The organism is Pedobacter sp. NJ-S-72, from assembly GCF_053890575.1.
In genome coordinates this window covers 6,092,923-6,117,586 of record NZ_CM132681.1, presented here as the reverse complement: position 1 = coordinate 6,117,586, position 24,664 = coordinate 6,092,923, and the positions used below count along the sequence as shown (strand labels likewise).

General features: G+C 37.6%; 34 protein-coding genes and 1 pseudogene. 7 read left to right on the top strand and 28 right to left on the bottom strand.

The features are described from left to right. The 8 genes from ACWYN3_RS40360 to ACWYN3_RS40325 form a co-directional block, all read right to left on the bottom strand. Entirely contained in the window at positions 1–1,023 is a 1,023-nt protein-coding gene (locus tag ACWYN3_RS40360; RefSeq protein WP_456219217.1) for a sulfite exporter TauE/SafE family protein, read from the bottom strand. Continuing rightward, positions 972–1,478, bottom strand: coding sequence for a precorrin-2 dehydrogenase/sirohydrochlorin ferrochelatase family protein (locus ACWYN3_RS40355; protein ID WP_456219216.1), 507 nt, complete (start codon positions 1,476–1,478; stop codon positions 972–974). Before ACWYN3_RS40355 ends, ACWYN3_RS40360 begins: the two co-directional genes overlap by 52 nt. 3 nt (positions 1,479–1,481) lie before the next feature. Continuing rightward, the gene (gene cobA, locus ACWYN3_RS40350) at positions 1,482–2,279 is read right to left on the bottom strand and encodes a uroporphyrinogen-III C-methyltransferase (RefSeq protein WP_456219215.1); all 798 of its coding nucleotides are present in this window, start codon (positions 2,277–2,279) and stop codon (positions 1,482–1,484) included. Then, the gene (locus tag ACWYN3_RS40345) at positions 2,269–4,371 is read right to left on the bottom strand and encodes a nitrite reductase (protein WP_456219214.1); all 2,103 of its coding nucleotides are present in this window, start codon (positions 4,369–4,371) and stop codon (positions 2,269–2,271) included. The genes cobA and ACWYN3_RS40345 overlap by 11 nt, the downstream gene beginning before the upstream one ends. Before the next feature lie 276 nt (positions 4,372–4,647). Next, positions 4,648–5,367, bottom strand: a complete 720-nt coding sequence (locus tag ACWYN3_RS40340) for a hypothetical protein (protein ID WP_456219213.1) — start codon at positions 5,365–5,367, stop codon at positions 4,648–4,650. After that, positions 5,364–5,741 (bottom strand): GntR family transcriptional regulator, encoded by a 378-nt coding sequence (locus ACWYN3_RS40335; protein WP_456219212.1) that lies wholly within the window; start codon positions 5,739–5,741, stop codon positions 5,364–5,366. The genes ACWYN3_RS40340 and ACWYN3_RS40335 overlap by 4 nt, the downstream gene beginning before the upstream one ends. 1 nt (position 5,742) lies before the next feature. Then, positions 5,743–6,150 (bottom strand): hypothetical protein, encoded by a 408-nt coding sequence (locus ACWYN3_RS40330; RefSeq protein WP_456219211.1) that lies wholly within the window; start codon positions 6,148–6,150, stop codon positions 5,743–5,745. Between the two features lie 47 nt (positions 6,151–6,197). After that, positions 6,198–7,364, bottom strand: a complete 1,167-nt coding sequence (locus ACWYN3_RS40325; RefSeq protein WP_456219210.1) for an ABC transporter ATP-binding protein — start codon at positions 7,362–7,364, stop codon at positions 6,198–6,200. Positions 7,365–7,668: 304 nt separating this feature from the next. Here ACWYN3_RS40325 and ACWYN3_RS40320 point away from each other — a divergent pair, with 304 nt between their 5' ends. Continuing rightward, positions 7,669–8,112 (top strand): hypothetical protein, encoded by a 444-nt coding sequence (locus ACWYN3_RS40320; RefSeq protein WP_456219209.1) that lies wholly within the window; start codon positions 7,669–7,671, stop codon positions 8,110–8,112. Between the two features lie 60 nt (positions 8,113–8,172). Next, complete coding sequence (locus tag ACWYN3_RS40315; protein WP_456219208.1) at positions 8,173–9,351, top strand: MutS-related protein; 1,179 nt, start codon at positions 8,173–8,175, stop codon at positions 9,349–9,351. Here the strand turns inward: ACWYN3_RS40315 and ACWYN3_RS40310 are convergent. From ACWYN3_RS40310 to ACWYN3_RS40290, 5 genes are all read right to left on the bottom strand, one after another. Further along, entirely contained in the window at positions 9,323–9,565 is a 243-nt protein-coding gene (locus tag ACWYN3_RS40310) for a hypothetical protein (RefSeq protein WP_456219207.1), read from the bottom strand. The two genes, ACWYN3_RS40315 and ACWYN3_RS40310, sit on opposite strands and share 29 nt — an antisense overlap. A gap of 34 nt (positions 9,566–9,599) precedes the next feature. Beyond that, positions 9,600–9,998 (bottom strand): hypothetical protein, encoded by a 399-nt coding sequence (locus ACWYN3_RS40305; RefSeq protein WP_456219206.1) that lies wholly within the window; start codon positions 9,996–9,998, stop codon positions 9,600–9,602. A gap of 85 nt (positions 9,999–10,083) precedes the next feature. Then, entirely contained in the window at positions 10,084–10,620 is a 537-nt protein-coding gene (locus ACWYN3_RS40300; protein ID WP_456219205.1) for a carboxymuconolactone decarboxylase family protein, read from the bottom strand. A 102-nt stretch (positions 10,621–10,722) separates the two neighbouring features. After that, on the bottom strand, positions 10,723–10,986 hold the full coding sequence (locus ACWYN3_RS40295) for a helix-turn-helix domain-containing protein (RefSeq protein WP_456219204.1): 264 nt from the start codon (positions 10,984–10,986) through the stop codon (positions 10,723–10,725). Between the two features lie 29 nt (positions 10,987–11,015). Continuing rightward, positions 11,016–11,573 (bottom strand): hypothetical protein, encoded by a 558-nt coding sequence (locus ACWYN3_RS40290; RefSeq protein ID WP_456219203.1) that lies wholly within the window; start codon positions 11,571–11,573, stop codon positions 11,016–11,018. 157 nt (positions 11,574–11,730) lie between these two features. Between ACWYN3_RS40290 and ACWYN3_RS40285 the strand changes: the two genes are divergently transcribed. Both ACWYN3_RS40285 and ACWYN3_RS40280 read left to right on the top strand, forming a co-directional pair. Continuing rightward, positions 11,731–12,153: an NAD(P)-dependent oxidoreductase gene (locus ACWYN3_RS40285; protein WP_456219202.1), complete on the top strand. Its 423-nt coding sequence runs from the start codon at positions 11,731–11,733 to the stop codon at positions 12,151–12,153. Further along, positions 12,119–12,382, top strand: a complete 264-nt coding sequence (locus ACWYN3_RS40280) for an NAD(P)H-binding protein (RefSeq protein ID WP_456219201.1) — start codon at positions 12,119–12,121, stop codon at positions 12,380–12,382. Before ACWYN3_RS40285 ends, ACWYN3_RS40280 begins: the two co-directional genes overlap by 35 nt. A gap of 75 nt (positions 12,383–12,457) precedes the next feature. Here the strand turns inward: ACWYN3_RS40280 and ACWYN3_RS40275 are convergent, their stop codons facing one another. The 7 genes from ACWYN3_RS40275 to ACWYN3_RS40245 form a co-directional block, all read right to left on the bottom strand. Then, positions 12,458–13,060: a DUF1349 domain-containing protein gene (locus ACWYN3_RS40275; RefSeq protein ID WP_456219200.1), complete on the bottom strand. Its 603-nt coding sequence runs from the start codon at positions 13,058–13,060 to the stop codon at positions 12,458–12,460. Positions 13,061–13,130: 70 nt separating this feature from the next. Next, positions 13,131–14,048: an MFS transporter gene (locus tag ACWYN3_RS40270; protein WP_456223327.1), complete on the bottom strand. Its 918-nt coding sequence runs from the start codon at positions 14,046–14,048 to the stop codon at positions 13,131–13,133. Further along, the gene (locus ACWYN3_RS40265) at positions 13,933–14,307 is read right to left on the bottom strand and encodes a hypothetical protein (RefSeq protein ID WP_456219199.1); all 375 of its coding nucleotides are present in this window, start codon (positions 14,305–14,307) and stop codon (positions 13,933–13,935) included. The genes ACWYN3_RS40270 and ACWYN3_RS40265 overlap by 116 nt, the downstream gene beginning before the upstream one ends. A gap of 2 nt (positions 14,308–14,309) precedes the next feature. Then, positions 14,310–14,564: a hypothetical protein gene (locus ACWYN3_RS40260; RefSeq protein ID WP_456219198.1), complete on the bottom strand. Its 255-nt coding sequence runs from the start codon at positions 14,562–14,564 to the stop codon at positions 14,310–14,312. Between the two features lie 8 nt (positions 14,565–14,572). Further along, positions 14,573–15,148 carry a serine hydrolase domain-containing protein gene (locus tag ACWYN3_RS40255; RefSeq protein WP_456219197.1) on the bottom strand — a complete coding sequence of 192 codons (576 nt, stop codon included), beginning with the start codon at positions 15,146–15,148 and terminating at the stop codon, positions 14,573–14,575. Beyond that, positions 15,069–15,545, bottom strand: a complete 477-nt coding sequence (locus ACWYN3_RS40250; protein ID WP_456219196.1) for a serine hydrolase domain-containing protein — start codon at positions 15,543–15,545, stop codon at positions 15,069–15,071. The genes ACWYN3_RS40255 and ACWYN3_RS40250 overlap by 80 nt, the downstream gene beginning before the upstream one ends. Continuing rightward, positions 15,505–15,681 carry a hypothetical protein gene (locus ACWYN3_RS40245; RefSeq protein ID WP_456219195.1) on the bottom strand — a complete coding sequence of 59 codons (177 nt, stop codon included), beginning with the start codon at positions 15,679–15,681 and terminating at the stop codon, positions 15,505–15,507. Before ACWYN3_RS40245 ends, ACWYN3_RS40250 begins: the two co-directional genes overlap by 41 nt. A 96-nt stretch (positions 15,682–15,777) precedes the next feature. On the opposite strand from ACWYN3_RS40245, the gene ACWYN3_RS40240 reads away from it, so the two are divergent. Beyond that, entirely contained in the window at positions 15,778–16,146 is a 369-nt protein-coding gene (locus ACWYN3_RS40240) for a winged helix-turn-helix transcriptional regulator (protein WP_456219194.1), read from the top strand. Positions 16,147–16,189: 43 nt separating this feature from the next. Here ACWYN3_RS40240 and ACWYN3_RS40235 read toward each other — a convergent pair whose 3' ends face one another. The 6 genes from ACWYN3_RS40235 to ACWYN3_RS40210 form a co-directional block, all read right to left on the bottom strand. Continuing rightward, complete coding sequence (locus tag ACWYN3_RS40235; RefSeq protein WP_456219193.1) at positions 16,190–16,420, bottom strand: hypothetical protein; 231 nt, start codon at positions 16,418–16,420, stop codon at positions 16,190–16,192. A 144-nt stretch (positions 16,421–16,564) separates the two neighbouring features. Continuing rightward, the gene (locus tag ACWYN3_RS40230) at positions 16,565–16,777 is read right to left on the bottom strand and encodes a hypothetical protein (protein WP_456219192.1); all 213 of its coding nucleotides are present in this window, start codon (positions 16,775–16,777) and stop codon (positions 16,565–16,567) included. A gap of 79 nt (positions 16,778–16,856) precedes the next feature. Then, entirely contained in the window at positions 16,857–16,988 is a 132-nt protein-coding gene (locus tag ACWYN3_RS40225; RefSeq protein WP_456219191.1) for an SHOCT domain-containing protein, read from the bottom strand. A gap of 88 nt (positions 16,989–17,076) precedes the next feature. After that, a complete protein-coding gene (locus ACWYN3_RS40220) occupies positions 17,077–18,195 on the bottom strand; it encodes an ankyrin repeat domain-containing protein (protein ID WP_456219190.1) in 1,119 nt (372 codons plus the stop codon). A gap of 7 nt (positions 18,196–18,202) precedes the next feature. Beyond that, positions 18,203–19,390 (bottom strand): ankyrin repeat domain-containing protein, encoded by a 1,188-nt coding sequence (locus tag ACWYN3_RS40215; RefSeq protein WP_456219189.1) that lies wholly within the window; start codon positions 19,388–19,390, stop codon positions 18,203–18,205. Between the two features lie 158 nt (positions 19,391–19,548). Next, the gene (locus ACWYN3_RS40210; RefSeq protein ID WP_456219188.1) at positions 19,549–20,211 is read right to left on the bottom strand and encodes an START domain-containing protein; all 663 of its coding nucleotides are present in this window, start codon (positions 20,209–20,211) and stop codon (positions 19,549–19,551) included. Between the two features lie 563 nt (positions 20,212–20,774). Between ACWYN3_RS40210 and ACWYN3_RS40205 the strand changes: the two are divergent. Next, positions 20,775–21,257 (top strand): annotated as a pseudogene (locus ACWYN3_RS40205) (murein L,D-transpeptidase catalytic domain family protein); the annotation flags it as partial. 365 nt (positions 21,258–21,622) lie between these two features. Next, on the top strand, positions 21,623–22,075 hold the full coding sequence (locus ACWYN3_RS40200; protein ID WP_456223326.1) for a phosphatase PAP2 family protein: 453 nt from the start codon (positions 21,623–21,625) through the stop codon (positions 22,073–22,075). A 30-nt stretch (positions 22,076–22,105) separates the two neighbouring features. Here ACWYN3_RS40200 and ACWYN3_RS40195 read toward each other — a convergent pair whose 3' ends face one another. Both ACWYN3_RS40195 and ACWYN3_RS40190 read right to left on the bottom strand, forming a co-directional pair. Then, positions 22,106–22,630 carry an SbcC/MukB-like Walker B domain-containing protein gene (locus tag ACWYN3_RS40195; RefSeq protein WP_456219187.1) on the bottom strand — a complete coding sequence of 175 codons (525 nt, stop codon included), beginning with the start codon at positions 22,628–22,630 and terminating at the stop codon, positions 22,106–22,108. Further along, positions 22,593–24,656, bottom strand: coding sequence for a hypothetical protein (locus ACWYN3_RS40190; protein ID WP_456219186.1), 2,064 nt, complete (start codon positions 24,654–24,656; stop codon positions 22,593–22,595). Before ACWYN3_RS40190 ends, ACWYN3_RS40195 begins: the two co-directional genes overlap by 38 nt. Between the last annotated feature and the right edge of the window lie 8 nt (positions 24,657–24,664).

The following is a 24,664-nucleotide window of genomic DNA, read 5'->3' as shown; positions in this document are numbered from 1 at the left end:
TTATATAACTTTTATAATAAACATAATAATACTCCTTAAACTCACCGCGATTACAATAATTCCTACAGCGACCATAATACTCTTAACCGAAATACGGTTAGAAACCTTTGCCGCTATTGGTGCTGCCAGCGCACTGCCAATAACCAGTCCGGCTACCGCTTCCCAATGTGCAGATTTCAACATGGTGATAAAAGTCAGTGAACTCATCAGTGCGATGAAAAAACGTGTCAGTTTTACTGTTCCCAAAGAGAACCTTGCATTTCTGCCACCCGCAATCAGACTGGATAAAACGATAGACCCCCATCCACCACCACCTACAGCGTCAATAAAACCACCAAAAAGACCTAATAAAGTGATCTTCTTAATTTTTCCACCAACTCTTTTCTTAGAGACATTAAACGCTTTGGAAAGGATAACACCACCAAGTATCAATGTATATAGAGAGATAAATGGTTTAATATATGTTCCATAATGCTCTAATGAGGATAACAGATAAGCACCCGAAACTGCCCCCAGGATACCCGGAATAATCAGTAGTTTAAACAGCTTCCAGTTGATATTCCCCATTCGGTAGTGCATCCATCCGGCTATTCCATTACTGAGTACTTCAGAAAGATGGACACCCATACTGGCCGAAGCTGGTGGAATACCCATTGACAAAGAAAATGCTGTAGAAGTAACTCCATAAGACATTCCAATTGCCCCATCAACCATTGCAAAAACAAAACCTCCGGCTAAAAACCAGTAAAACAACGGGTTAACCTCCGATACAAAAGTCTGAAACTCTGGTTCTCTTTGCCAGAAGACAGCAATCAAAACGGCAATTGACAATACAATTGTTAACCAGATCAACCACCTGAATTTAGGAAATGAAGCTTTCTGAGCAGCCGGTTCTACGAGAACAGCACTAACCTCATTCAGTTTCTTTACTTTCGAACTGAAATCTCCTTGTAAAGTATTACGTAATGAACTCATTTGCTGTAAAGTAATATCCAGTTCGCCCGGTAGGTTATCATTAAACAATTCAATTTTTTTAATCTTTTGGCAATGGTAGGTGATTTTCCATTGGTCGAGATTGCAATTTTCAGGTCTCCTTTTTTCACGATAGAACCCAAATAAAAATCACATAAATCTGGCTTATCAGCCACATTAACCAGCAATTTCAAAGCATGGGCATCACGTATTATTTCTTCATTTAGTAGATTATCATTTGTTGCCGCTATGACCAGATCAGCCTGCTCAAGATCGGCCGCTGTATAATTCTTTTTCAAAACCTTCACTTGTGGCAAACGTTTCGCCAGTTCATAAACTTCTTCAGAAATCTCTTTAGCAATCACTGTAATTCCTGCCAGCTCACTCTGAGCCAGCACCGCATTTAGTTTTTCAAGACCAACAGGGCCCGCTCCGATAATGACGGTATGCAGCTGGTTGAGCTTTAAAAACACAGGAAATAGTTGATTACCTTTTAATTCTTCCACAGACTATAACTCTTCTTTAATTGCTGCAAAAAAATCTTTGATTGGCTGAAATTGAGGGTGAAGGGAAACAACTTCACCAAATACTAAAATGGCTGGTGCCCCTATTCCTTTTTCCAGAACTACTTCTTCAATGGTATCCACAATACCAATAGCAAGCTTCTCTTCTTCGGTTGAACCACTTTGGATCACTGCAACTGGTAAATTATGTTTCCCTTCTTGTTTATAAAGCTTTACAATCTCTTTCAGTTTATTTAAGCCCATCAATACAACTACTGTTGCTTTTGTACGTACAGCTTCATAAAGGTCATTTGATATTGCCCCCGAAGCTGTCGATCCGGTAACTACCCAAAAGCTTTCGCTTAATCCACGGTGTGTAACCGGGATCTGCTGTAAACCTGGTACTGAAATGGAACTTGACAATCCCGGGATCATTTGCGCAGGGATATTATATCCTGCTGCAAAATTCAATTCTTCATAACCACGGCCAAATACAAATGGATCACCACCTTTTAAACGGACTACGTGACCATAATTGAGCGCGTAATCAACCATCAGTTTATTGATCGCTTCCTGTGAATAAGAATGTTCACCTGAGCGTTTTCCTACATATACTTTGATAGAATCAGCCGAAGCATAATCCAGTACTTTTTCATTGACCAGTGCATCATATAAAATTACATCTGCATCTTTTAATGCATTTGCACCTTTCATCGTGATTAGTTCCGGATCTCCCGGACCTGCACCTACGAGCGTAATTCTTGGCTCTCTGATTTTTCTTTTTGCTGCTGAATTAATTTCCATTTACCTGCGCCTCCCTTTTCGCTCTCATTGCTGCATAAAACTGTGTAGCCTGCTCCAGATAAGCTGTCGCAAACTCTTCAGTTGGTTCGTTTTTATTAATTTGTAATACCAGTTCGTTAAAAGTTGAAGGTAAAATCACCTCCCCTGTTTCAACAAAATGTGTATCAAATTCTCTGATTACACCAGTTTGGGTACTGCTACTAACACTTTTATCTAATAATAAAGCTTTCGCTGTATTTACAAATACACTATAAGAATAAGAATGATAAATCGCATCAGACCAGGCTTTGCCTTCAAAAGCAGCACCTGCCCATAATAACTTCTCTTCTCCTTCCAGTAAAAGTGTAGCGACAAGATCGATAACCACACCAGCACATTCACCTACACCAATCGCGGTAACAAAAGTTTCTTCATGTCCCCAGTCTACAAACTCTTCATCTTTTAAAGCTGTCAGATCTGCAAGGGGTTTCAGCAACTGATAGAAATGGTCTTTACCTTTCGCATCATAATACTGGTGGAAACTCTCATTCTCTCCAGAATTATTACTGTAGTCATCCAGAACTGTACGCAAAATGGCTGGAGCACGTTTAGTTGGTGCTTTAATTACACGTTCAGCTACTCTGCCTTCGCCATCACCTACTGTTCCACCGCCAATCATGACCTGAACCGCAGGAACAACTTTTCCTGCTGCTTTTACTGAACTTCCATGAAATCCAATATGTGCTAAGCCATGCTGACCACATGAATTCATACAGCCGCTTATTTTTATCTTAATGTCTTTATCGTAAATCAGATCAGGATATTCCTCATGAATCACGCCTTCCAGAACTGCTGCAAGAGACATGCTATTGGCAATACCTAAATTACAGGTATCAGTTCCCGGGCATGTCGTGATATCACCTACACTATCAAATCCCGGAACAGCAAAGTCCAGTTCATTTAATACAGTATATAAAGGGATCAAAGCTTCTGCTCTGACAAATTTCAATAATAATCCCTGGTTCTGCGTAATCCTGATTTCATCAGCTACGTAAGGGCGTATAGCCGCTACAAATAACCTCGCTTTATCAGTTTTAATATCACCTACAGGTACTTTGATATAGACCCCGTAAAAACCACTTTGTTTTTGAGGGAATACATTGGTATCCAACCATCTTTTGTAGTGAGTTTCATCCGCAGGACGCACATCAGATGCACTAATTGCTTCTGGTAACTGAGGAAGTGGTACAGTACCCAGATCAACTTCAAAAGTTTTTGATTTATTGGCAATTACTTCTTCAGCAATTAAGCGGGTTACTTCTTCTAATCCTAGTTTTTGTACCAGGTATTTTAACCTTGCTTTGTTTCTGTTCGTTCTTTCTCCATGACGGTCAAAAACCCTCAGCACAGATTCTGAATAAGGAATTAACTGATCTTCAGGCAGAAAATCATGTACCACGCTAGCCAGAAAAGGTTGTGCACCTAATCCACCTGCAAACATCACTTTGAATCCACGCTCCCCTTTTTCATTTAATTTAGGGATAAATCCTAAATCATGGATATAACTGAAAGCCGTGTCTTTCTCAGTAGATGAAAAAGAGATCTTTATTTTCCTGCCCATTTCCTGACAGATTGGGTTCCTTAGAAAATATTTAAATACTGCCTGCGCATAAGGGGAAACGTCAAATAGTTCATCCGGGTTAATCCCTGCATCTGGCGAAGAAGTCACATTTCTAACCGTATTACCACAAGCTTCACGTAAAGTAATATCATCACGTTCAAGCTCTGCCCACAATTCTGGTGTACGATCAAGACTCACATAGTGAATCTGAATATCCTGTCTGGTGGTTAAATGCAGATTTCCACTGCCGTATTCATCGGAAACATCGGCAATACGCAATAATTGTTTAAAGGTGACTTTTCCGAATGGCAGTTTAATACGCACCATTTGTACGCCCGGCTGCCGCTGACCATAAACACCACGTGCCAGTCGCAGACTGCGAAATTTTTCGTCGTGTATTTTTCCTTCACGGAAGGCACGGATCTTTTGTTCAAGATCTATGATATCTTTTTCTACTACCGGGTTCTCCAGCTCCGTTCTAAAACTTTGCATGTCAATAAATCTTGGTTAAGGATTGTTTTGTTTTACAGACTCTTTCAGGGTCTATAATTTCAAAGATATATATTCTAGATAGATTTAGTAGTATTAAATGTAAAATAATAATAAAACATTGGCTTAAAACATCTTAAACGAATATTTTGATTTTTAGATGAATATTCTCTCTCAGCTATTGCAGAAATGGAGAATAAAAATCAGGGAGCATAAAAAAAAACAAGCCGATATCTCTTTGTAAAGACATCAGCTTGTTTTTAGCACATGGAAACAATACTATTTAATCATTTGCACAACCTTCCCATTCAGAGAAACAGTTGCACTATCTGACAACATGTAATTGGTTTTTACAATTTTAGGGTTTATCAGGGTAAGCTTACTGTTTCCAGGAACATTAAAAATGGCATTGTTAATTTTTGTATCTGAGGAGAGTGTAAGTTCAGACCCTTCACTTGTTTTGGTACCTACAGTCGCATTTAAGGTCTGTACTTCCATATGGTGCAGATAGACACTAGCATAGGATGTAATCTGTAAATCCAGCTGACCTAAGTGGTATCCTTTCAAGCTGATTTCGCTTGAACCATATGAATATCGTTCGCCCTGTTTAGGCGTGTAACCTGAGACCGTTACAATAGCATTCAGATTTTTGGTAATGATGATAATACCACCATTGATCCAGGAGGATTTCTCTTGCTTACTTGCATCAGATTCGCCTAAGTTAAGTGTCTGCTGATGGGCTTCAAATTTGACTTTTTCTTTAATGTCACGCCCAACCCATATACCCTCTTTCTCCCCATACTCAACCTGAACACTCGATAACCTTTCAGTTTGTATATTCAGTTTTTCTATCCCATTGATAGGTGTGAAATCCATTCCATTAAAACGACTTTTATACTCTCCGGTCAGATAAACTGCTTTAAGTGTGTAGTTAAAAGCTACTAAAGATCCCAGTATGATCAGGATAGCAGTGATGATTAACATTGTACTTGTTTTCATGGTTGTTCAGGTTTATTATTGGTTTGGATAAAGGTTTCATATCGTTGTTTAATCTCTTCTATACTGATCTCCAGCAGAGATATATTTCTAAAAAACTCAGGAAGTTCCTGTCCCAGGAATCTTTCTTTCCTATAATCTTTCAGTTTTTCTTTTGCTTCAGGGGTTACAAAAAGGCCAATTCCCCGCTTATTGACAATTACTTCTTTGACCTGAAGAAATTCATAGGCGCGCATTACTGTATTCGGGTTCACCTGGAGATCTACCGCCAGTTCCCGTACAGAAGGAATCTTTTCAACCCATTTCTCTACTAGTATATTATCTCCCACAAATCCTGCTATCTGCAGATAAATGGCTTCGTTTTCTCTAAATTCCATCTTATACTTGTTTTTCTTTTAGTTTAAAAAATGCCGCCGCCCATAATACAATGGAGACTGCAAGGAACATCGTAATCAATATTGCATAAGATTGATCTACAGGATTTATAAAATAATAATTATCCTTTTCCTGTAGTGATACGCCTGCAAAAATTGGCTGCATACGCGCATTTGTTTTAAAGAAAAAGCTAATTAATGGAACATTAATTAATTGAAGGGCACCCAATAGAATAAAAATAGTAAAGGCTGTTTTGATGAAATGCAACTTCTCAAAAAATATAGCTCCAAGAAAAGCTACCGCATGTAACAGGCCAAAAATTAGAAATGCAATCAGAAATTTATTCTTGTCATCAATCACACTAAATAATTCATTTTTAATATTAGGGTTAATATTGCCTACCTGGATCACAATAGAGTCGACTATAAAATAACAAATGACAAAAACCACTTGAAAAATTAAATAGGAATAAACCCACCCAACAAAAAAAAAAAACGCTCAAAATTCGATACTGGTAAGGTCAATGCCGGGATAGATTTCTTTTTATCGCTGAGATCAGTAAATACCATACTTGTGAAAATCGTCCCCGATAAAAACAGAAAAATGTAGAAATAAGCAATCTGTGCTCTTACTCCTAATTCTCCACCGCTGAGATAAGCTGTAAAGCCCAGCATTAAGGATAAAATACCAATCAAAACAGCAGTTGATATCAGATAGGTTTTATACTGCTCTCTTGTATGTTTACTAAGCAGCTTAAAAAAGCGCTGGAAACTAAATATGTTGTTCATATGGTTTATTTTAAGCTGTGATATAATTGATTGATGACCTGAGATAATGGCATTAAAAAGCATTTCCATATCCACCCTGCCAAACTTCTGTGCTGTATTCACACTAATTGTATTTATACCAATTGCATTTTCCTCTACATATAATATCTCTGCAGCATTTGCCTGAGCAGCTGTCGTAAATTGCAAACGTTCAGCAATGTTATCAAGAGAATTATTTAATACAATTTCTTTTTCATGGAGAATCACTAAAGTATCAATCAGGCTATCCAGATCCCTTACCTGATGCGTAGAAATAATCACACACCTTTCTTCAGTTAAAGCCGAGGCAATAATTTTCCTGAACTGTATTTTAGAAGGAATATCCAGGCCATTGGTTGGCTCATCCATAATTAATAAGGGTGTATTAGTCGCCAGACCAAAACAGATCATTACTTTTTTCTGCTGCCCAAACGATAATTTATGCAACTGCATATTATCAGGCACATCAAACTGCTTTAACATTTTATTGAACTGCCCCGCATCAAAATTTGGATAAAAATGTGCCGTACTCTCCATGAACTGCATCGCAGTAAGGGCTGGCATATAAAGCTCTTCAGGAATAAAAAATAGATCCTGTAAAAAAGCGGGTAAACGATCTGCGGCATTGTATTGGTTCAGGGTACAATTCCCGCCTAAAGGGTAAACGAGTCCGGCTATATTTTTCAGTAAGGTAGATTTTCCTGCTCCGTTTTTACCCAGCAGACCATAAATATGGCCCGCTTCTAATGTTAGATTCAGGTTCTTGAACAATAATGAGTTTTTACTATAGCCAAAGGTTAGGTTTTTTATCTCTATCATAGTTTTTTATTTAGTGTATTAGTTACCTAACACACTGCAAATGTATTAAAGAATTTAACTATTACAACTTTTCTTTAAAAAAAATAATTCTACCAAAAAAAAGAACAAAAAAAACCCGGACATCCACCCGGGTATTTTTTATCAACTAAACCTTAACTAGAAAATACTAACCAAATATTTTACTGGCACAAACATACAGTCCCTATATAAAGTCAATGTTAAAATAAAATTTAATCTGCAGATCGTATTCATACTGCTTATTTTTTATCTAAATTTCGCATCTTTTCATATTATCATAACACAAATGCTGATTCTAGCCTATATCATTCTTGCATTAATTGCACTTTACCTGCTTATTTACCTTTACAAAAAGAACTTCTCCGTTCAAACTCAGCGGGAAGAGTTTAAGCGTGACTGGGGCAGCCCAAAAAACAGCAGATATATTGATATTGACTTAATAGAGAACTACTTCTTAAATACGATTACAGAATCTTCGGAGAAATTACAGCTGATTTCAGACAAAATAGCTGATGATTTATATCTTAATGATGTTTTTTTTAAACTGATTGACAGAACAACATCAAGAATAGGCCAGCAATTTTTGTATGCAAGACTGAGAACAATTGATAAAAACAAAACTGATCTGATCTTTCTGGATAAATTTGCAGATACCATTACCGCAGACGAAAAACTAAGGCTCGATAAGGCTCGATACACAAATGACACTCCAGATACTGGAGAAAAATGATTCCTATTACTTTCAGGACCTGGTCTATGCAAAAAAAAAAAAATAGACGCTCCGGATTTTATGCCGGTTGTCTATATTCTTTCTTTGCTAAACGTACTCAGCCTGGTAGCCGCAATCTTCCACCCTGGCTTTCTACTGGTCTTTTTCGGGATATTCATCATCAATTCCGGTATTCATTACTGGAACAAAAACAAAGTGAGTGTCCATACCTCTTCTCTGGGAGAATTTCTTAAAGCGTTTGAAACTGCTAAAAAATTAGATGCAGATGCTAAGATCAATACCGCTTTCCCGGAAACTACAGCATTGATTAAAGAACTTACCCCGCTGAAAAGAAAGATGCTTGGCGTGAAGCTGGATAATATGGCAGAGGCGGATACAGTGATGATTGGTTATATGCTGTTCGAACTGCTTAAAATTGCATTTAACGTAGAAATTATACTTTTCTATTCCATTATAGATTCACTAAGATCACAAAAAGAAGCCCTTAAAAAACTATTCAAATTCATTGGAACAGTAGATACTGCCATTTCAATTGCATCATTAAGACATTCCTGGAATGGCGAATATTGCAAACCTGCTTTCAATCAGGAAAACTGCATGGATATCACAGGCGTAAAGCACCCCTTAATTGTTAACTGTGTTCCGAATGATCTTGATTTACAGCATAAAAATCTATTGCTGACCGGCTCTAACATGTCTGGAAAAACGACCTTCATCAGGTCAGTAGGTGTCAATATGGTTTTAGGGCAAACGCTTTTTACCTGCATGGCAAAAAAATTCAGTATGCCATATTCTAAAATATTCTCTTCGATCACCATTGCAGATAGTTTGCTGGAAGATAAAAGTTATTATTTCGAAGAGATGAGGATTATTAAAAACTTCATCGAAGAATCTGTTAGTGAAGAACCTTGCTTTTTTATCCTGGATGAAATCTTTAAAGGCACCAATACCATTGAAAGGGTTTCTGCCGGAAAGGCAATCCTCTCCTATCTTGCAAAAAGCAATAATTTTGTGTTCGTTTCAACGCACGATACTGAATTGAATGAATTGCTAAAAGCAGAGTACGATCATTATCACTTCTCTGAAACTATTGCAGAAGAAGAACTGGTTTTCGACCATACGATCAAAAAGGGGCCTTTAAAAACCAGAAATGCAATCAGGATTCTGGAAATCAACAATTATCCGGCATCCGTTATTGCTGATGCAAATGCTACTGTTGATTTAATGATGAAGGATTAGTTAAATTCAGGATTATTACTTTAAAAGCTTTAATATTCAAACTATCACTCGCATTTTCAGGATTCTCTGTATATTCTTTAAGTGCTTGTACGTACTCTTTACGGAAAGACTCATTATTAGTATTTGCATTATACTGACCTTGTGCTTTCTGTAAAGGCCTTAAATTTTCGGCAATTTTCCGTTTAATCCCATAAGGTGATTCATCACTCATCATATCACACATATTCTTTTCGAAACCTGGTATATATTTAACTACAAAAAACGCTCTCCTCTAGGCGGAATAATAATTGCATTACGAATAGGATATATGGAAGCAGTAGTTGTAGAAAAAAATCGGTCAACACATCTTTTCCATCAGCAGTCTTCACTACAGCATCATAATCCCAGATTGCAGAATCATTTATGGTGGAACTTGTTTCTTCTTCAAGTGTGATAACTGCAGATCCTGTCTCTCCATAATGGGCAAGGAATACTGCATTTAAAAACTGACCAGTAAAAACATTAGCCAAAGCCAGAATAAATAAGATAATTACATAAAAGACACTGTTACGCAAAAAAGAAATAGCAGAACCAACAAGCAGCAATACAAAAAAAGACCACGCACCATGATGGGCAAAAAAATAAAAAAGCATTGATATTATCTTCATAATTAATCTTTTATTGTACATAAAAATAGATTAATATTTCAATATTACCAATGCTAAAGCCTTTATTTCATAATAGTTCTGGCAATTACAATAAAGTTGGTGCCAAAGGCCAGTCTACTGGAATAGCTGTTACAGCATGAAGATAATTGGTAATAACCTTATCGCCAATAATCATGACAACATCAACAAGGTTCCCTTCATTATATCCCACTTCATAAAATTCTGTCAGAAGCTGAGCATCAGCATGGCCTTTGTTCTCAGTTATACTTTTAGCTACTTTGGCCAGAGCCGAAAGCTTCACATCAAAAGTGATATCAGCTTTACGGATCTCAATAATTTGCTCATCAGTGAAACCATTCTTTTTCGCAAAAAGAGTATGGGCACTTAAACAATACAGACAATCATTAACCTCGCTCACTACTAAATTAAGAACTTCACGTTCTTTAGCATTAATAGAGGTTTTTGAGTTTTGGAGAGCCAGGTAATTTCCCAGTGCCTGGTCTGAATGTGCAAAAGTTGCATATAGATTAGGTACAAAACCAATCATGTTTTTTAAATTATCAAAGATAGCCTGGTTAGCTGGTGTTACTTGTTCTCTTGTAGGAATTGCGAAAGTTTTCATGCGCTTATAATTTAATGTTCTTTTATAATGAACACTACAAATATCCAGCTTCATCTGCTTATGGCAAATAGAGAGACTTCCCGAAGGTTTGTAATAAATGCCTCAACTACTTCTTTTAGCACTTCTGAAATCAGAAGGTGAAAAGGCATTATGTTTTTTAAAAAAATTGCTAAAATATGCTGCATCATCAAAGCCCAGGTCATAAGCAATTTCTTTAGCAGATTTATCCGTATAAATCAGTAATCGCTTAGCCTCCAATACAATTCTTTCCTGTATAACGGCCAATGGTGATTTATGATTATAAATAGCAAACAAGTTGGATAATGTCTTTGGTGAGCGATTTAACAGCTCCGCATAAAACTGCACCTGATGCTGCAGGCGATAATGCTTCTCGACTAATAAATTATATCTGCGAATGATATCAAGCTTATCATCTGTAAGGTTTTTATCTGCCACATATTGCCCCTGGCCAACCTTGTTGTAATAATGATCAGCCTTTTCAGAAGCATTTGCAGCATTTCCCGCTGAATATTATCGACTGTATTAAACTCTTCTATAAAGATCTCAAAGAGTAGGGTAATCTTTTTTTGCTCCTTTTCATCCAGCTTAATAAACATATTTCCTGCAGAACCATAAAATAAAAAACCAACACAACTCACCTCTTTATCGTGGTCAACAATACAATAAAAACTTCTGTTATATTGCCATGCGACTATTTGTTCCGGTTTTTCAAACTGAAACGATTGATTCACCATCAGAGGCAAAATACTCTGCTCAGGAAAATCATATTTCACACCATCTATGGTAATCTGCTGCTGAGTACCCTTGTTCCATGCAATAGTCAGGAATTTTTCTGAATGATTATGCTGAAAGAATAAGCGGTAAAAATCTGCTTCATTAATAGTTAAATGGAATTCTCCTTTAGTAACAGGCTCTTGATAATGAAACTTCATGTACAGGTTGTTGATAAATATTGTAAATTTAAATCATTCTACTGTCTTTATAAAATATCGCTTATTTAAAGCGGGTTAACCAAAATCCGTATACCTCATCTGGTCATCCGACCGATGGTGAAAGCACAATATTTTCAATTATTTTATAAAGAAAACAATGAAACAATCTATAAAAGTTGCCTTATTAGGTGCAACAGGAAAAGCCGGTAAATATCTGCTTCAAGAATTACTGGCAAAAGGATATCATGTAAAATCGCTGATCAGAAGCCCAAAAACTTATACAATCTCCCATCCTTTAATGGAAATCGTGGAAGGTGACATCAAAGATTTAGATACAGCGCGTCAATTAATAAGAGATTGTGATGTCATCATCAGTGCAATCGGACAAAATAAAGACGATGTACTGATTTCCAGTCTGGCTACCCTTAACATCATTCAAGCCATGGAAGAGTTTAATATCACAAGATACATCCTGCTTACAGGCTCAAATCTTGAAGTTCCCAGGAGATCAGAAAAGTGCCAGAAACTTAGAAGGAACGGCATGGATGAAGACAATGTTTCCTGTTTTTGTGGCGGATAAACAAAAAGCCTATGAGATACTCACCCTCAGCAACATAGATTGGACGGTTGTCAGGTTACCATGGATAGAACAAACTGACGAAAGACGCGGTCTGATTGTTAATCTGCAGGATTGCCTGGAAGATCTGATCAGTACCACTGATCTTGCTGACTTTCTGATTGACCAGATTACGGATACTACTTATGTAAAAAAAGCCCCTTTTGTGGCAAGTAAACAAGTTAATAAGTAATAATCTTAAAATAAGAAGGGAGCCGGTATTGGCTCCCTTCTTTATATTCTGTATGTAATCAGAAAAAACACAACCTTACTTTACTGCCTCAACCTTGAAATCCTCAAAAGTCACCGGGAAACTCAGTTTACCAGGAGCCGCAGCAACCATACCTATCTGTACTTTTACTCCGGGAGGGAAATAAGCTAAACGCAGCATGTCATATTTTTTTTGATCAAAAGAATACTTGATTTCTACATAATCCCCTTTACGGAGCAATTTTAACCAAACAGATTCAGGACTATTGTGTCTTGGTACCACAGACCAGTCTGAAACGTCCCTGGTTACTACTGCACTTATATTCTGAACACCATCCACATATTCAATCCCTGTTTTGATCCAGTTCTTTTCATCTATCCTGATCATCAGTCCTGCCTGATGAAAAAGTTCTTTATATTTACCGGTTATTTTCACACTTGCTTCAAAATCCCCTTCGATTTCCTGATAATAGAAAGGCCCGTTATCACGTTTAAAACCATAATGAGTGACTTGCCAGTAATCCGTATTCGGATCCACAGTAAAAGTTAAACTGGCAGCATTTCCTTTCCATGTGCCGGGCTGATTGAACCATTTCATAGCTGATGTTTGATTTTGAGCCAAAACACTAGTGCTTGCTAATAAGCAAAGTATAATACTCATTTTGAGTTTTTTGTAAATTAAATTTCGTTCCGGGTTCATATTGATTTAAAAGCTGTAAGATAGTAAGAACCTATTTAAATTCAGACGATAAAATTGTTTTAGATTCAAAAACACTCCTCAGCCCAATCATCGATAAAGCCAGTATTCCAAAACTCATTCCTACCCAGGGTGACATAGCTACTCCACTTGTCGCAATCACCCAACCGCTCACAATCGTTCCAACAGAAACCCCAAGGTTTCCAAAAGAGGTGGCCAGGCTATTGGCAAACTCCAATGCATTTGGGGCAGCAGAAATCATATAGGCAGAGGCGTTGAGAAAACAAGGTGCGTATAAGAAGCCCCAAACTGCAACAACTAATATAGTGATCAGCGTATTTCCTCCCGAATACTGCAAAGCAAAAGGGATCAGAATTGTCCCGGAAAGAAAAACAGCAGTTGTTTTAGGGATACTTTTACTTAGCATTTTGCCAGAGATCCAGTTTGCAACAATCCCGGTAATCCCAAACAGGAAAAGCATATAGCTAATCATCTTTTCGTCCATATGTTTGACCTTCCCCAGGTAATCGGCAAAATAGCTGTAAGTAGAGAACCAGGCAGCGATCATAAAAAAGTTCATTGCTGTACTAATCAGGAAAGTAGGCTTCTTGAGAATTTGCAACCGGCTTCCATATGATTTTCTGGCAATCACAGGCATTGGTGGCAGTGCTTTCATAATCCCAAAAACTGCAAGCGCGCTTACTCCTGTTTGCACCATAAATGAAGCTTTCCACGTAAATATACCCGCTAAATAAGTAGCCAGCGGAACAGTCGTCACCATAGCAATAGCAATTCCACCTAAGACAATTCCCATCAATTGATGCTCATGTTTTTTATCACCCGAGGCAACCGCTGCTGCAATAGCTGTAGAAATATAAACGGGTTGTAAGAACGCCGGTAATATGCGTACAGTCAGTAATAACCAGAAAGGCGGGGCAAAAGAAGAGACAATACCAGTAATTAAAAAGATCGAAATAGCAAGCAACTAACATTACCTTTTTGCGGTCAAAGCCAGATGCCAATAAAGTCATAAATGGCCCCGTTAAAGCGATAACCAAAGCAAAAGCACTCAATAAAACACCTGCTTTATCAATCGTAATCTGATAATGCGCAGCAATCTGAGGCAATACGCCAATTACACCAAATTCTGTACTGATGATACCTATCATGCCTAAGCACCCGATATAGGCTATTTTCTTACTGATCATCATGATTACTTGTTTTCTATCAGAGAATAAAATACGTTTTTGAACAGATAGCCCAGATCCCAATACGATTCAGGCATATATTCCTGTGTAAAAACAAGACCGATCAGGTGTTCTTTCGGATCTACCCAGTAATGTGTATTAAAAGCACCGCCCCAGAACAAAGAGCCTGTGCTTAAAGGATGAAGGTAACTGTTTCGATCATTAACCAAACCCCAGCCCAAACCAAACTGAAAGTCTTCTCCTTCCCCATTTATTTTCATGCTTTTGGTCAGCTGGTCAGCTGATTCTTCAGCATCAGTTCAATTGTCTTCTGGCCGATCAGTCTTTTCCCTTTGTAAACCCCTTTATTGAGTACCATTTGAAGGAACTTCACATAATCAGCCGTTGTTGAGCTTAACCCCGCTCCGCCTGATAAATAAACATCATTCAATAATGGATACCCAACTTCATTTCCTTCATAGATCAGCTCTTTTTGGTTATTAAGCTTACCATCAACCTTGTGATGGATGGCTACCAACCGGTTACTTTTTTCTTTAGGTAAATGGAAATAAGTATCTTCCATCTCCAGCGGATCAAAAATTCTGGTTTTTAAGAAGTCATTCAGACTTAGCCCGCTCCACACTTCAACTAACCTTCCAAGCACATCAGTATTCAACCCATAAGTGAAAGCTTCTCCTGGCTGATGTAAGAGTGGTTGTCTGGCTAATAACTCTATTCTTTCCTTCAAGACTCCCTTACTCCCAAGACCAGTAGAAATACCAGCTTTAGCATAGATTGCATTGATCCCGTTCGTCCACAGAAAACACAGGGTAACTAAGCCCCGAAGTATGGCGTAATAAATCACGAACAGTAACTTCCCTGATCACAGGCTGAGTCGTATAGCTACTGTCAGCAGGATTAAATTGCTTAAGTACTTGTATATATTTAAATTCAGGGATGTATTTAGATACGGGTTCATCCAGTAAAAACTTCCCTTCTTCCCAAAGCATCATTGCTGCGATACTGGTAATTGCTTTTGTTTGCGAAGCAATCCTGAAAATACTATTTGGTTGCATAACCTTCTTTGTTTCCAGATCCGCATAGCCGAATGCTTTATTGTAAATTGTATGTCCGTCTTTAAAAAGTAATATACTGACCCCAGCGATTTGCTGTGTTTTGGTCAGTTGTTCTGCTAAACTATCAATACGATGTAATTTTTCATCAGTATATATATTTTTTTTTTTTGGTGATGAAGCTATCATGTGCTGCACGGTTCTTATTCATTTCGGTTGGGGTGCTGCTGCTGCACATGATGGTTTCAGTCGTAATAATTGAGGTTTGCGCTTGTAAATTCAGTCCGGATAAAGCCATAGTTAACATGAGTGGATATTTTGTCATTTCTATTTTTTTAAATTGAGTTGGCTAAATTAAAAGGTAACCCTTACTTTTACAGGCTGTACACCCTGTTGTATGGTACATACAAAAAAGTAAGTAATGGCAAAAATCAAAGAGAATTCGACGAATAATATGAATAGGAAGTACATCACGAGTGATTGTAATTTAACCTATTCAATATGCATGGTTGGGGGCAGATGGAAACTACTGATCTTATGTAAGCTAGAACATGGAAAACTGCGGTTCAGCGAGCTGAGAAACGCTATATGCAACATTACAGAGCGCATGCTAACCCTGCATCTGAGAGAATTGGAAAGTGATGGGATTATTAAACGTACCGTTTATGCAGAAGTTCCGCCAAGGGTAGAATACGAATTGACAGAGATAGGAATAGAATTAGTTCCTATTTGGAACCAGCTTAGTCAGTCAATGGGGATCAAAACACCGGAAATTGTCAGCTATAGCTAAAGAAAAAGAGCCGGTTCTATAAATAGAATCAGCTCTTTTTATATTATTTTAAAATCTTACTCTTTTCCAGATCAAATTCCCTTTGGGTAAGTATACCCCCATCCAGTAGTTCTTTCAAATCTATTAATACCTGCTTTTTTATGCTAATATCATTAACAGACATACTATTGGTTTCATTGACCTGTGCTACTGGTTTCAATTCGGCGGTTCCTTGTTCCTTAAATTTCAAAATCAGCTCAGTAATTTCCTTATAGCTTAATGGATATTCAGTCATCTCGATTATTCTAAATTGAGCTGCTAAATTAAAAGGTGGTACTCAATTTTGCACGCAATACACTTTTTTGTATGATACATACAAAAATGTAAGTAGTGGAAAATCACATTCCCCTTTCCCTGATCATTTCCCCCAATAATTGTACTAATTCTTCAGATAAATCATCATCTCTGTGATCCATTTAATCCCTAAATCAGCATCCTCTTTTGGATAGATAACTCCAAGAACCAATGGAATTACAACTCCATTTACTGTTTCATCATAAGAAACAATATACTGGCTATTATTTGTCGAAGTGACGGTAACTGTGTGGTGTAAAAATCTTATACTAAACTCGTCCATTATATCTAAATTCATTAACAGGGTTAACCTGCTGCAAATAGTTATTTCAAATCAAAAGGGCCGATTTACATAAATGAAATCAGCCCTTTTGATATTATCCTTTTAAAATTTTACTCTTTTCCAAATCGAACTCTTCCTGGGTAAGAATACCAGCATCAAGCAACTCTTTCAAGTCCATCAATGCCTGTTTTTTGGCCACCATATCATTTACTGGTGCTGCACTCACAACATTAGCCTGCGCTAAAGGTTTTACTACAGTTCCCGGATCACTGAATTTCAGGATCAGTTCTGTAATTTCATTATATCCCTTAATATTAGAATAGTCTATCGCTTTTTTGTTCTTTTACATTGACAATAGTAACATCAGCTTTGTTTTCCAATAAGAATTTCACAATATCTTTCTTACCGTTGGCTGCTGCATAATGTAAGGCTGTATTCCCGGACTCATCCTGATAATTCACCTTCGCATCTTTTTCTATTAATAACCTGACCATACTAAGGTATCCAGCTTTAACAGCTACATGCAACAAACTTTCTCCACTGCAAACATCACCACCTAAACTAAAAGCACTACCCAGAGACATATCTATCGCACTCTCTACCCAGTCAAGATAAGAATCCATCGCTCCGTCTGATTTGTTAAATGGTCTCGCATAATTTACATCCAATCCATTTTCTATAAACGAGTTGACAGTATCTTTCTGATTATGTGAAACAGCATACCAGATTGGTGACATACCGCTTTTTGAAGAGATAAAAATATCAGCTCCTCTTTTGACCAGCAGTTTAACAAGCATCTGGTTATTTTCATAACAAGCAACCAATAATGCGCTTTCTCCTGTATCGTTGATATGGTTCACATCAGCGCCACTATCTAATAATAACTCTGCCATCTGACTATTTTTAGCTTTTGCAGCTAATAATAATGCATGATCTCCAAGGTTGTTGGTTTTATGAATAGCCGCCCCATGCGCTAAAAGAGTTTTCACAATCTCTCTGTTACCACATGACGCAGCATTAAGCAATGGAGTTTCAGCATCATTATTTTCTAAATCCACTTCTAATCCCAATTCTATCAGCTTTTTGAGTACCTCAATTTGTGCAGTTCCAGCTGCAATATGTAAAAAGTTATTGCCCCGATTATCTTTTAAACCAAACTTAGCATCCTGTTCAATCAGAAAAAGAGCTGTCTGCTTCTGTTTATTGACCATGGCAAAATAAAGTGGTGTTTCTCCGTTATGATCTTCATAATCGACATCTGCTCCTTTATCGGCTAATATTTTCGTAATATCCAGGTATCCCCGGTGTGCTGCATAATGTAATGCAGTACGGCGGCCTTTTTCGTCTGTATATTTAACATCTGTTTCATCTGCAGAAAGCAGTAATTCTGCTATTTTTCTATTGCCGTTTTCGCAGGCAACCAGGAATGACATTGACATATTATTTTGCTGAGTTGGACATTAATAATTGTACTGTTTTTATTTTGATATTGTTGTTGGATGCCAGCATCAAAGGCGTTTCTTCCTTACTGCTCACCAGGTTAACATCGGCCCCGGATTCTATCAGTAGTTTTACTTTTTTATAGATATCCTTAGCGATACGTTCATCTAAGACAATATTATAAGCACATACTTTATGTAAAATAGTTTCGCCCAGATCATCCTGCTCATTGACATCTATTTTACCCGTTCCCATTGCTAATTCCAAGGTTTCAAATGATTTCTCAGCAAGCCAGTCGATACCAGATTTCTGCTTTTCATAATATGGCGCTTTCTGATAGATATCAGCACCAGCATCCAGTAATTTTGGTAAAATACCAATATAAGAGTTACTGCTCAGACGGCTTAAATAAGATGATAACAGGGTATTTCCTGTCTGATCAACCTGATCAAAATCCGGAGAAGCGTAAGCTGCCAATTTATCATATAAAGCCTCGCTTGACTGGTCTACTATCGCACGGTAAAAGGCAGAATTACCTTTTTGATCCTGCTCGTTAGGGTCGGCTCCATTTTCTAAAAGCAAATCCAGATAGTTAACCTTATTATTACTTACAGCAACCATTAATGGTGTTTCACTCACAACATTACCTTTATTGACATCTAAACCTTCGCCAATTAAGACCTCCATATATGCAATTGCTTTTTCAGGAGCCATCATTCTTTTATTCACAACCTCATACAGAAAACTTTGCTCTGCATTATTAGTATAGTTCACGTCGCAACCAGCATCGATCAGGCATTTAACAACCGCAATATCTGCTCCGTTTTCAAGTGCATAACCCAATAAAGTTACGTCACCGATTTCATCATTGATATTATCCAATTTCCCTATAAAACCAGCTAACCAGGCAATTGATTCGTCATCTACAGGGAATTCACGGATTATAGTATCAAAAATTGTACTTCGAAAAGAATCATACTCGTAAACATCAGTTTCAATAGTTTTATCAGCGATCCAAAGATCAATAATTTCAAACTCTCTGGCTCTGATCACCTGGCTGAAAGGAAGACTAAAATTAGGTTGGCTGGTTACCTCTTTAGAGATTTTCTCACCGGCCCTGAGCAATGTTTTCGCCTTTTCAAAGTCTCTGGATTGGATTGCATTTACAATTTCACTTTCGATTCTCATTATTTTACGTTAATTAGATCGCCATGAGTACATGATCAAAAGAATTATTTTCCCCTGAACGCTCCATGGCTTGAACATACCTATAATTATTTATTTACAAGTATAACTCTAAATACGATTTAATGTTTTATAGAACCGATAAAATATTTTAGTAATTTTTAATCACTGATCAGCTTATAGTGAGCCTTTTTATAGACTTCTTTTTGCACATGTGCTTTCAGGTTTCTGAAAGTTTCCAGCGGGCCTTTTGTTGCAAAAAGATTAGTCAGCCAGGCTGGTATATTTCCCATAGGATCTACTTCCAGCATATATTCTGCCCGAACCTGATTTTTCCCTATCGGTGTAATTGTCCACTTCCCTACCGTATGACTGATTCTTACTATATTTTTCTTTTCCGCCACATAACCAGGTATACATGGAGAGTTCACAGTGATCACTTTAGTTTGGGGATGCTGTTCAACCTCTATATGTACTACATAATCACGATCTTCAACCGGCCAGGGAACGTCTACCCTTGAATAATAGATCAGTTCTAAAGGTGAAATCTGTTTAATTAACACATTTTCTGCACTATGATAAACCCATTCATTACAGGTTTGTATATCCATAATTGCAGCAACTAATTGTGAAGAGGTAGCTTGCAAATTGGTAACTACTTTAATAGCCTTAATTTTAGAGTTTTCTATCGGACGGGTATAAACCTGTATACCTTCACGATTTACCGATAAAGACCAGTTATCTTGCGCACATGCAGGATTAAGATCAGTAAAAAATAAAATAAACGCTAGAAAAATAGTGTAAGAATAAATTGACTTTTGCATAAAAAAATCACCATATTAAAGGATAATTTAACCGGGCTTCAAAAATACATAAATCGAATTTGCCTGACTATTTTTAAGCCTTTATATAAGTCATCATCAAGTAATTATACCATAATTTTGTTCTAACCGTTTAGAATTCAGTACATTTGTTTATATAAACTCTAAAAAACCTCCTCAAAACAAGCATAATCTGAAGAAAAAAAATACCTAATTAATCGTATCAAAACATAGCACTTAAACCCAATTCTATGAGAAAATACCTTTTAGGCGGTGCAGGAATAACATTTATCATACTTGCCCTGACCATTATAATTAGCTGGATACCTTGTTCAAACCGGAGTTTACCGGAAAAAGCTGTCACCCAAGATTCATTGTACAACCTGCACGTCAGTCAGCAAAATCTATCATGCTGCGCATCTTGAACAGTCGGGCCTCAGACCTGAGGTTTTTGAAAAAGCACTAACAGGATTTTATAACCTTAAAAACGTTGGTAAGATTTCTAGTGAAAAATCTATTCTAACCATTGCGGACTTTGATCAGAACAGTACTAAAAAAAACGGCTCTGGATTATTGACTTATCTATAGATTCTCTTTTACTGAATACCTGGGTAGCACATGGTCAGCGTAGCGGTGATGATTTGGCAACCCGTTTTTCGGATGCCAGGGATTCTAATGAAAGCAGCCTCGGATTTTATGTAACAGGCGAAGTTTACAAAGGCAGGCACGGCCGTTCACTCCGTCTGGATGGAATGGACGAAGGCTATAATTCAAATGCAAGAAGCCGCTCTATAGTTGTTCATGGTGCTCCTTACGTTAGTCAGGGTACAATTAACGAATTAGGAAGATTAGGGCGCAGTCAGGGCTGTCCGGCAGTACCAGCCGAACTATCTGATCTATCTGATCGTGTGATCAATACAATAGAAGGAAAGACTGTTATTTTCATTAACGGTTCACACCAGACCTACTTTTCCAAGTATCTGGATACCCATCTTGCAGCAAATATGATTGTTCCAATGCAGGACAGCAGTTTAATAGCACGTATATAAAAATAGCTCTAAATAACTAATCATTGCATAAGGCGTAATGATTAAATAAATTTTAATCATTACGCCTTAATACTGTCATTACATTGTCATTGTAACTTTGTATATTTGATCTATATTGCATGATAATGAAAACTATAAAGCGTTGCCCTGTACTCTTATTTTTCACCTTTCTATCCTTAGTACTGCTAACAGGAATTAGCTTTTGTTTATATACTTCAAAATTAGCCAGTTTCATCCTGCTAAACCCTTATCACCCCATCTGGCTTGATCATTTCTTTTCTTATTACACCTTGATGGGCGATGGAATAATCACTGCAGTGGCCATTGTGTTGTTATACTTTTACAAAAAGAAAAAAATTGCATAAATCTTATTAACGGCTTATCTAACTTCCGGAATAGTTGTTCAACTCTTAAAAAGAGCCATTTTCCAACCCAGGCCCAGTCTTTATTTTGAACAGATTTCCTTTCATTATAAGCATTTTGTAAATGGAATAGTCACACATCATTCAGGTTCCTTTCCTTCGGGTCACACCGCATCGGCATTTGCCATGGCTACTGTGTTTGTCCTTTGCTTTAAAAACAGGGTGATCAGTTTACTGTGTTTAGTTGCAGCAATTTTAGTTGGTTACTCCAGAATTTACCTTGCCCAGCACTTTTTACAAGATGTAATAGCTGGTGCAATAACAGGATCTATTTTTGGCTTATTGAGCTTCTATTTCATTCAACGAGCCAAACCCTTTAAATTAGCTAATCTTTACCGAAAAAAACAAACAGTATATATACAGGCAGAACCAGATTATATACAAACTACACATTAACCTCTATGAGTTCACCGTAGCTAAACAAAGCTATTTTACTTGATCGCCAGGTTGCCTGCTGAGTTGAATCTGTGTTCCAATCCGTTCTTTCAGTGTCTCCACATGTGAAATGATCCCAATACTTTTCCCATTGGCCTGTAAGTTCTCTAATGCTGTAATTGCTACATCAAGTGTCTCTGCATCCAATGTTCCAAACCCCTCATCAATAAATAAGGAGTTAATCTGTACTTTACGACTGGCCAGATCTGATAAACCTAAAGCCAGTGAAAGGCTGACCAGGAAGCTCTCCCCACCCGAAAGTGTGGACATCGGCCTGACTACATCTGCCTGGTAACCATCAATTATCTGCAAATCCAGATCCTTTTCAGGGCTTTTCAGGATACTATACCTATCGCTTAACCGCAGCAAATGCCTGTTAGCCAACTCTGTTAATCTTGCCAAAGTAAGCCCTTGTGCAAAACGACTGAATTTTTTACCATCAGCAGATCCAATTAATGCTGAAAGCTTTTGGAAACGATCAGCATCTTTTTGCTGATTTTCTATTTTGCAGTGCAACTTCACTATGTTTTAATTTCAACTGATCATCTTCAAAAAGCAGATGACGTAACTTCACCATACTTTCCAATAATGATCTTAATTGCTGGTCATGCGCTTCTAGCTGAGGAGTGATCACATCGCTCGTTTCTGTTGTCAATGCTTTCTCAAGTTCTGTTTCCAGGTCTTTTTGTAACGATAGCAAAAGACTTTTGCCAGAGGCGATTTTTTGCGCAGCCTCTTTTTGCAGTTCTTCAGCAGTTTTAGCTTCCTGTTCATCAAGATATAGCTGCTCGAGTTCAGCTACACTCTTAAGCCCCTGTGAAGCTATTTTACCCATTAACTTCTCTAAATGAGCACTAAACAATTCCTTACTAGCCAAATAAGAGACATGCAGCGTTGTCTTTCTATCTTCGGCAATACGAACACGCTCTTGTTTCTCCTGTAAGGAACGTTGAAAATTCTCCGCTTCTGTTCTATATTTCTTTAAAGCATTAACCAATTGCAATCTTTCCTGTACAGGATCCTTCGAACCAAAAAGCTCAATACGGTCTTCCTGCATTTCCTGCAGAACCTTCTGCTCTTCTTTTAACTGTACATTAAGCTGTTCAATAGTATCATTCTTTTCATTAAGCACAGTGAGACTATTGTTGAGTTCTGTTTCTTTTTGACGAAGATCCGGCTGTAATTGATTCAGTTCCTTTTCTGAAATCCGATAGCGGCCATGTCTTTCTTTCATTTCCAGCACAATTGCTTCCGCTTTTTCTGCTTCGAAAAGAATTCCGAATGGCTCAGTTAGTTGCGCAGCATTAACTGTAAGCACTTTAATTTCTTCATCGGCCGCTACCAGTTCCTGACTTGCATTAGCGCGTTGTTTTTCGGCAAAACTAATTGTTAAACCTGCTTGTTCAACCTTATTCAGTTCTAATGCTAAAGCTTCTTTTTGCAGCGTAATCTGAGTTTCACTTGCATTAATTTGCAGCTGAGTATCTTTCACAGCTCTCCATTGAACCTGTAAGGCCTGCTGCTGTAATCTCTTCCTGTTGATTACCGCTCCAATAATTTCAGGTTTATTCAGATCTAAAAGTTTGGGCAATTTTTCATTGTTCGCGTTAAATTCTAAAAGGCTTTGCGCAAGAGACTCCTGTAAAACCACAAGAGACTTCTCACTGGTCTGAACCTGATGATTAAGCGTATTCAGTTCAATCAGTTGCTGATTGAGTTTTGTCTTGAGTAAATTTACCTGCTCCAACTGTTGATTGCGCCTTTCAGCAGACTCAGTCAGTTTACTGGTATATTTTCCTTCTACAAATGGATGATGTACAGAACCGCAAAGCGGACAAGGCTGTTCTGGTTCCAATTGTAAACGGTCTGCATCATATTTTTGCACCTTTACTTCCAGCTCATAAATTTGCTGTAAATAATCCAGCTGAGTTACCCCATCTTTATTTTCCAGCTCAAGCATTTTTAGAGACTGCTCAGCCATAATTGTCCGCCGACGGTAATGGGCTAAAGTATCAGTAAGTAAAGCCTGCTCACTCAGTAGTTTATGATATTGACCAGACAGCCGTAACTGCTGCTCTGAAGTTTGGATAAGCAAAGGCAAATCTCTCAGATCAGCTTCTAACTCCTCAACAGATTTCCCTGCTAAAATTGTCTGTAAACCCTGGTTAAACTGTGCTATTGCAGTATGATATTCAAGTAATTTCTGTTCAAATAAACTAATATTCTTCTTGGTTTCAACAACCGTCAGCCTTGCTTTTTCTACCTGTCCGGTATAGTCCAAAAGACTTTTCTGTTGTTCACCAGACTTTTGTTCTAAGCTTTTAAGCTGCTGTACCAATTGGCTAAACACAATAACTTCCTTATCCAGTTCATTATCTTTAGCATGAACTTTTAGCCATTCCGATAGGTTATCAATACGCTGCTGTAAAGCCTTCAACTGCGCTGTCATGACCAGACGGGCAGTCATTATACTTTGGAGGCTCAGGTTTGCTGTCTCCAAAAAGATTACTCGTTTTTTCCAGATCAGACTTAACCTGTTCAATTCTGATA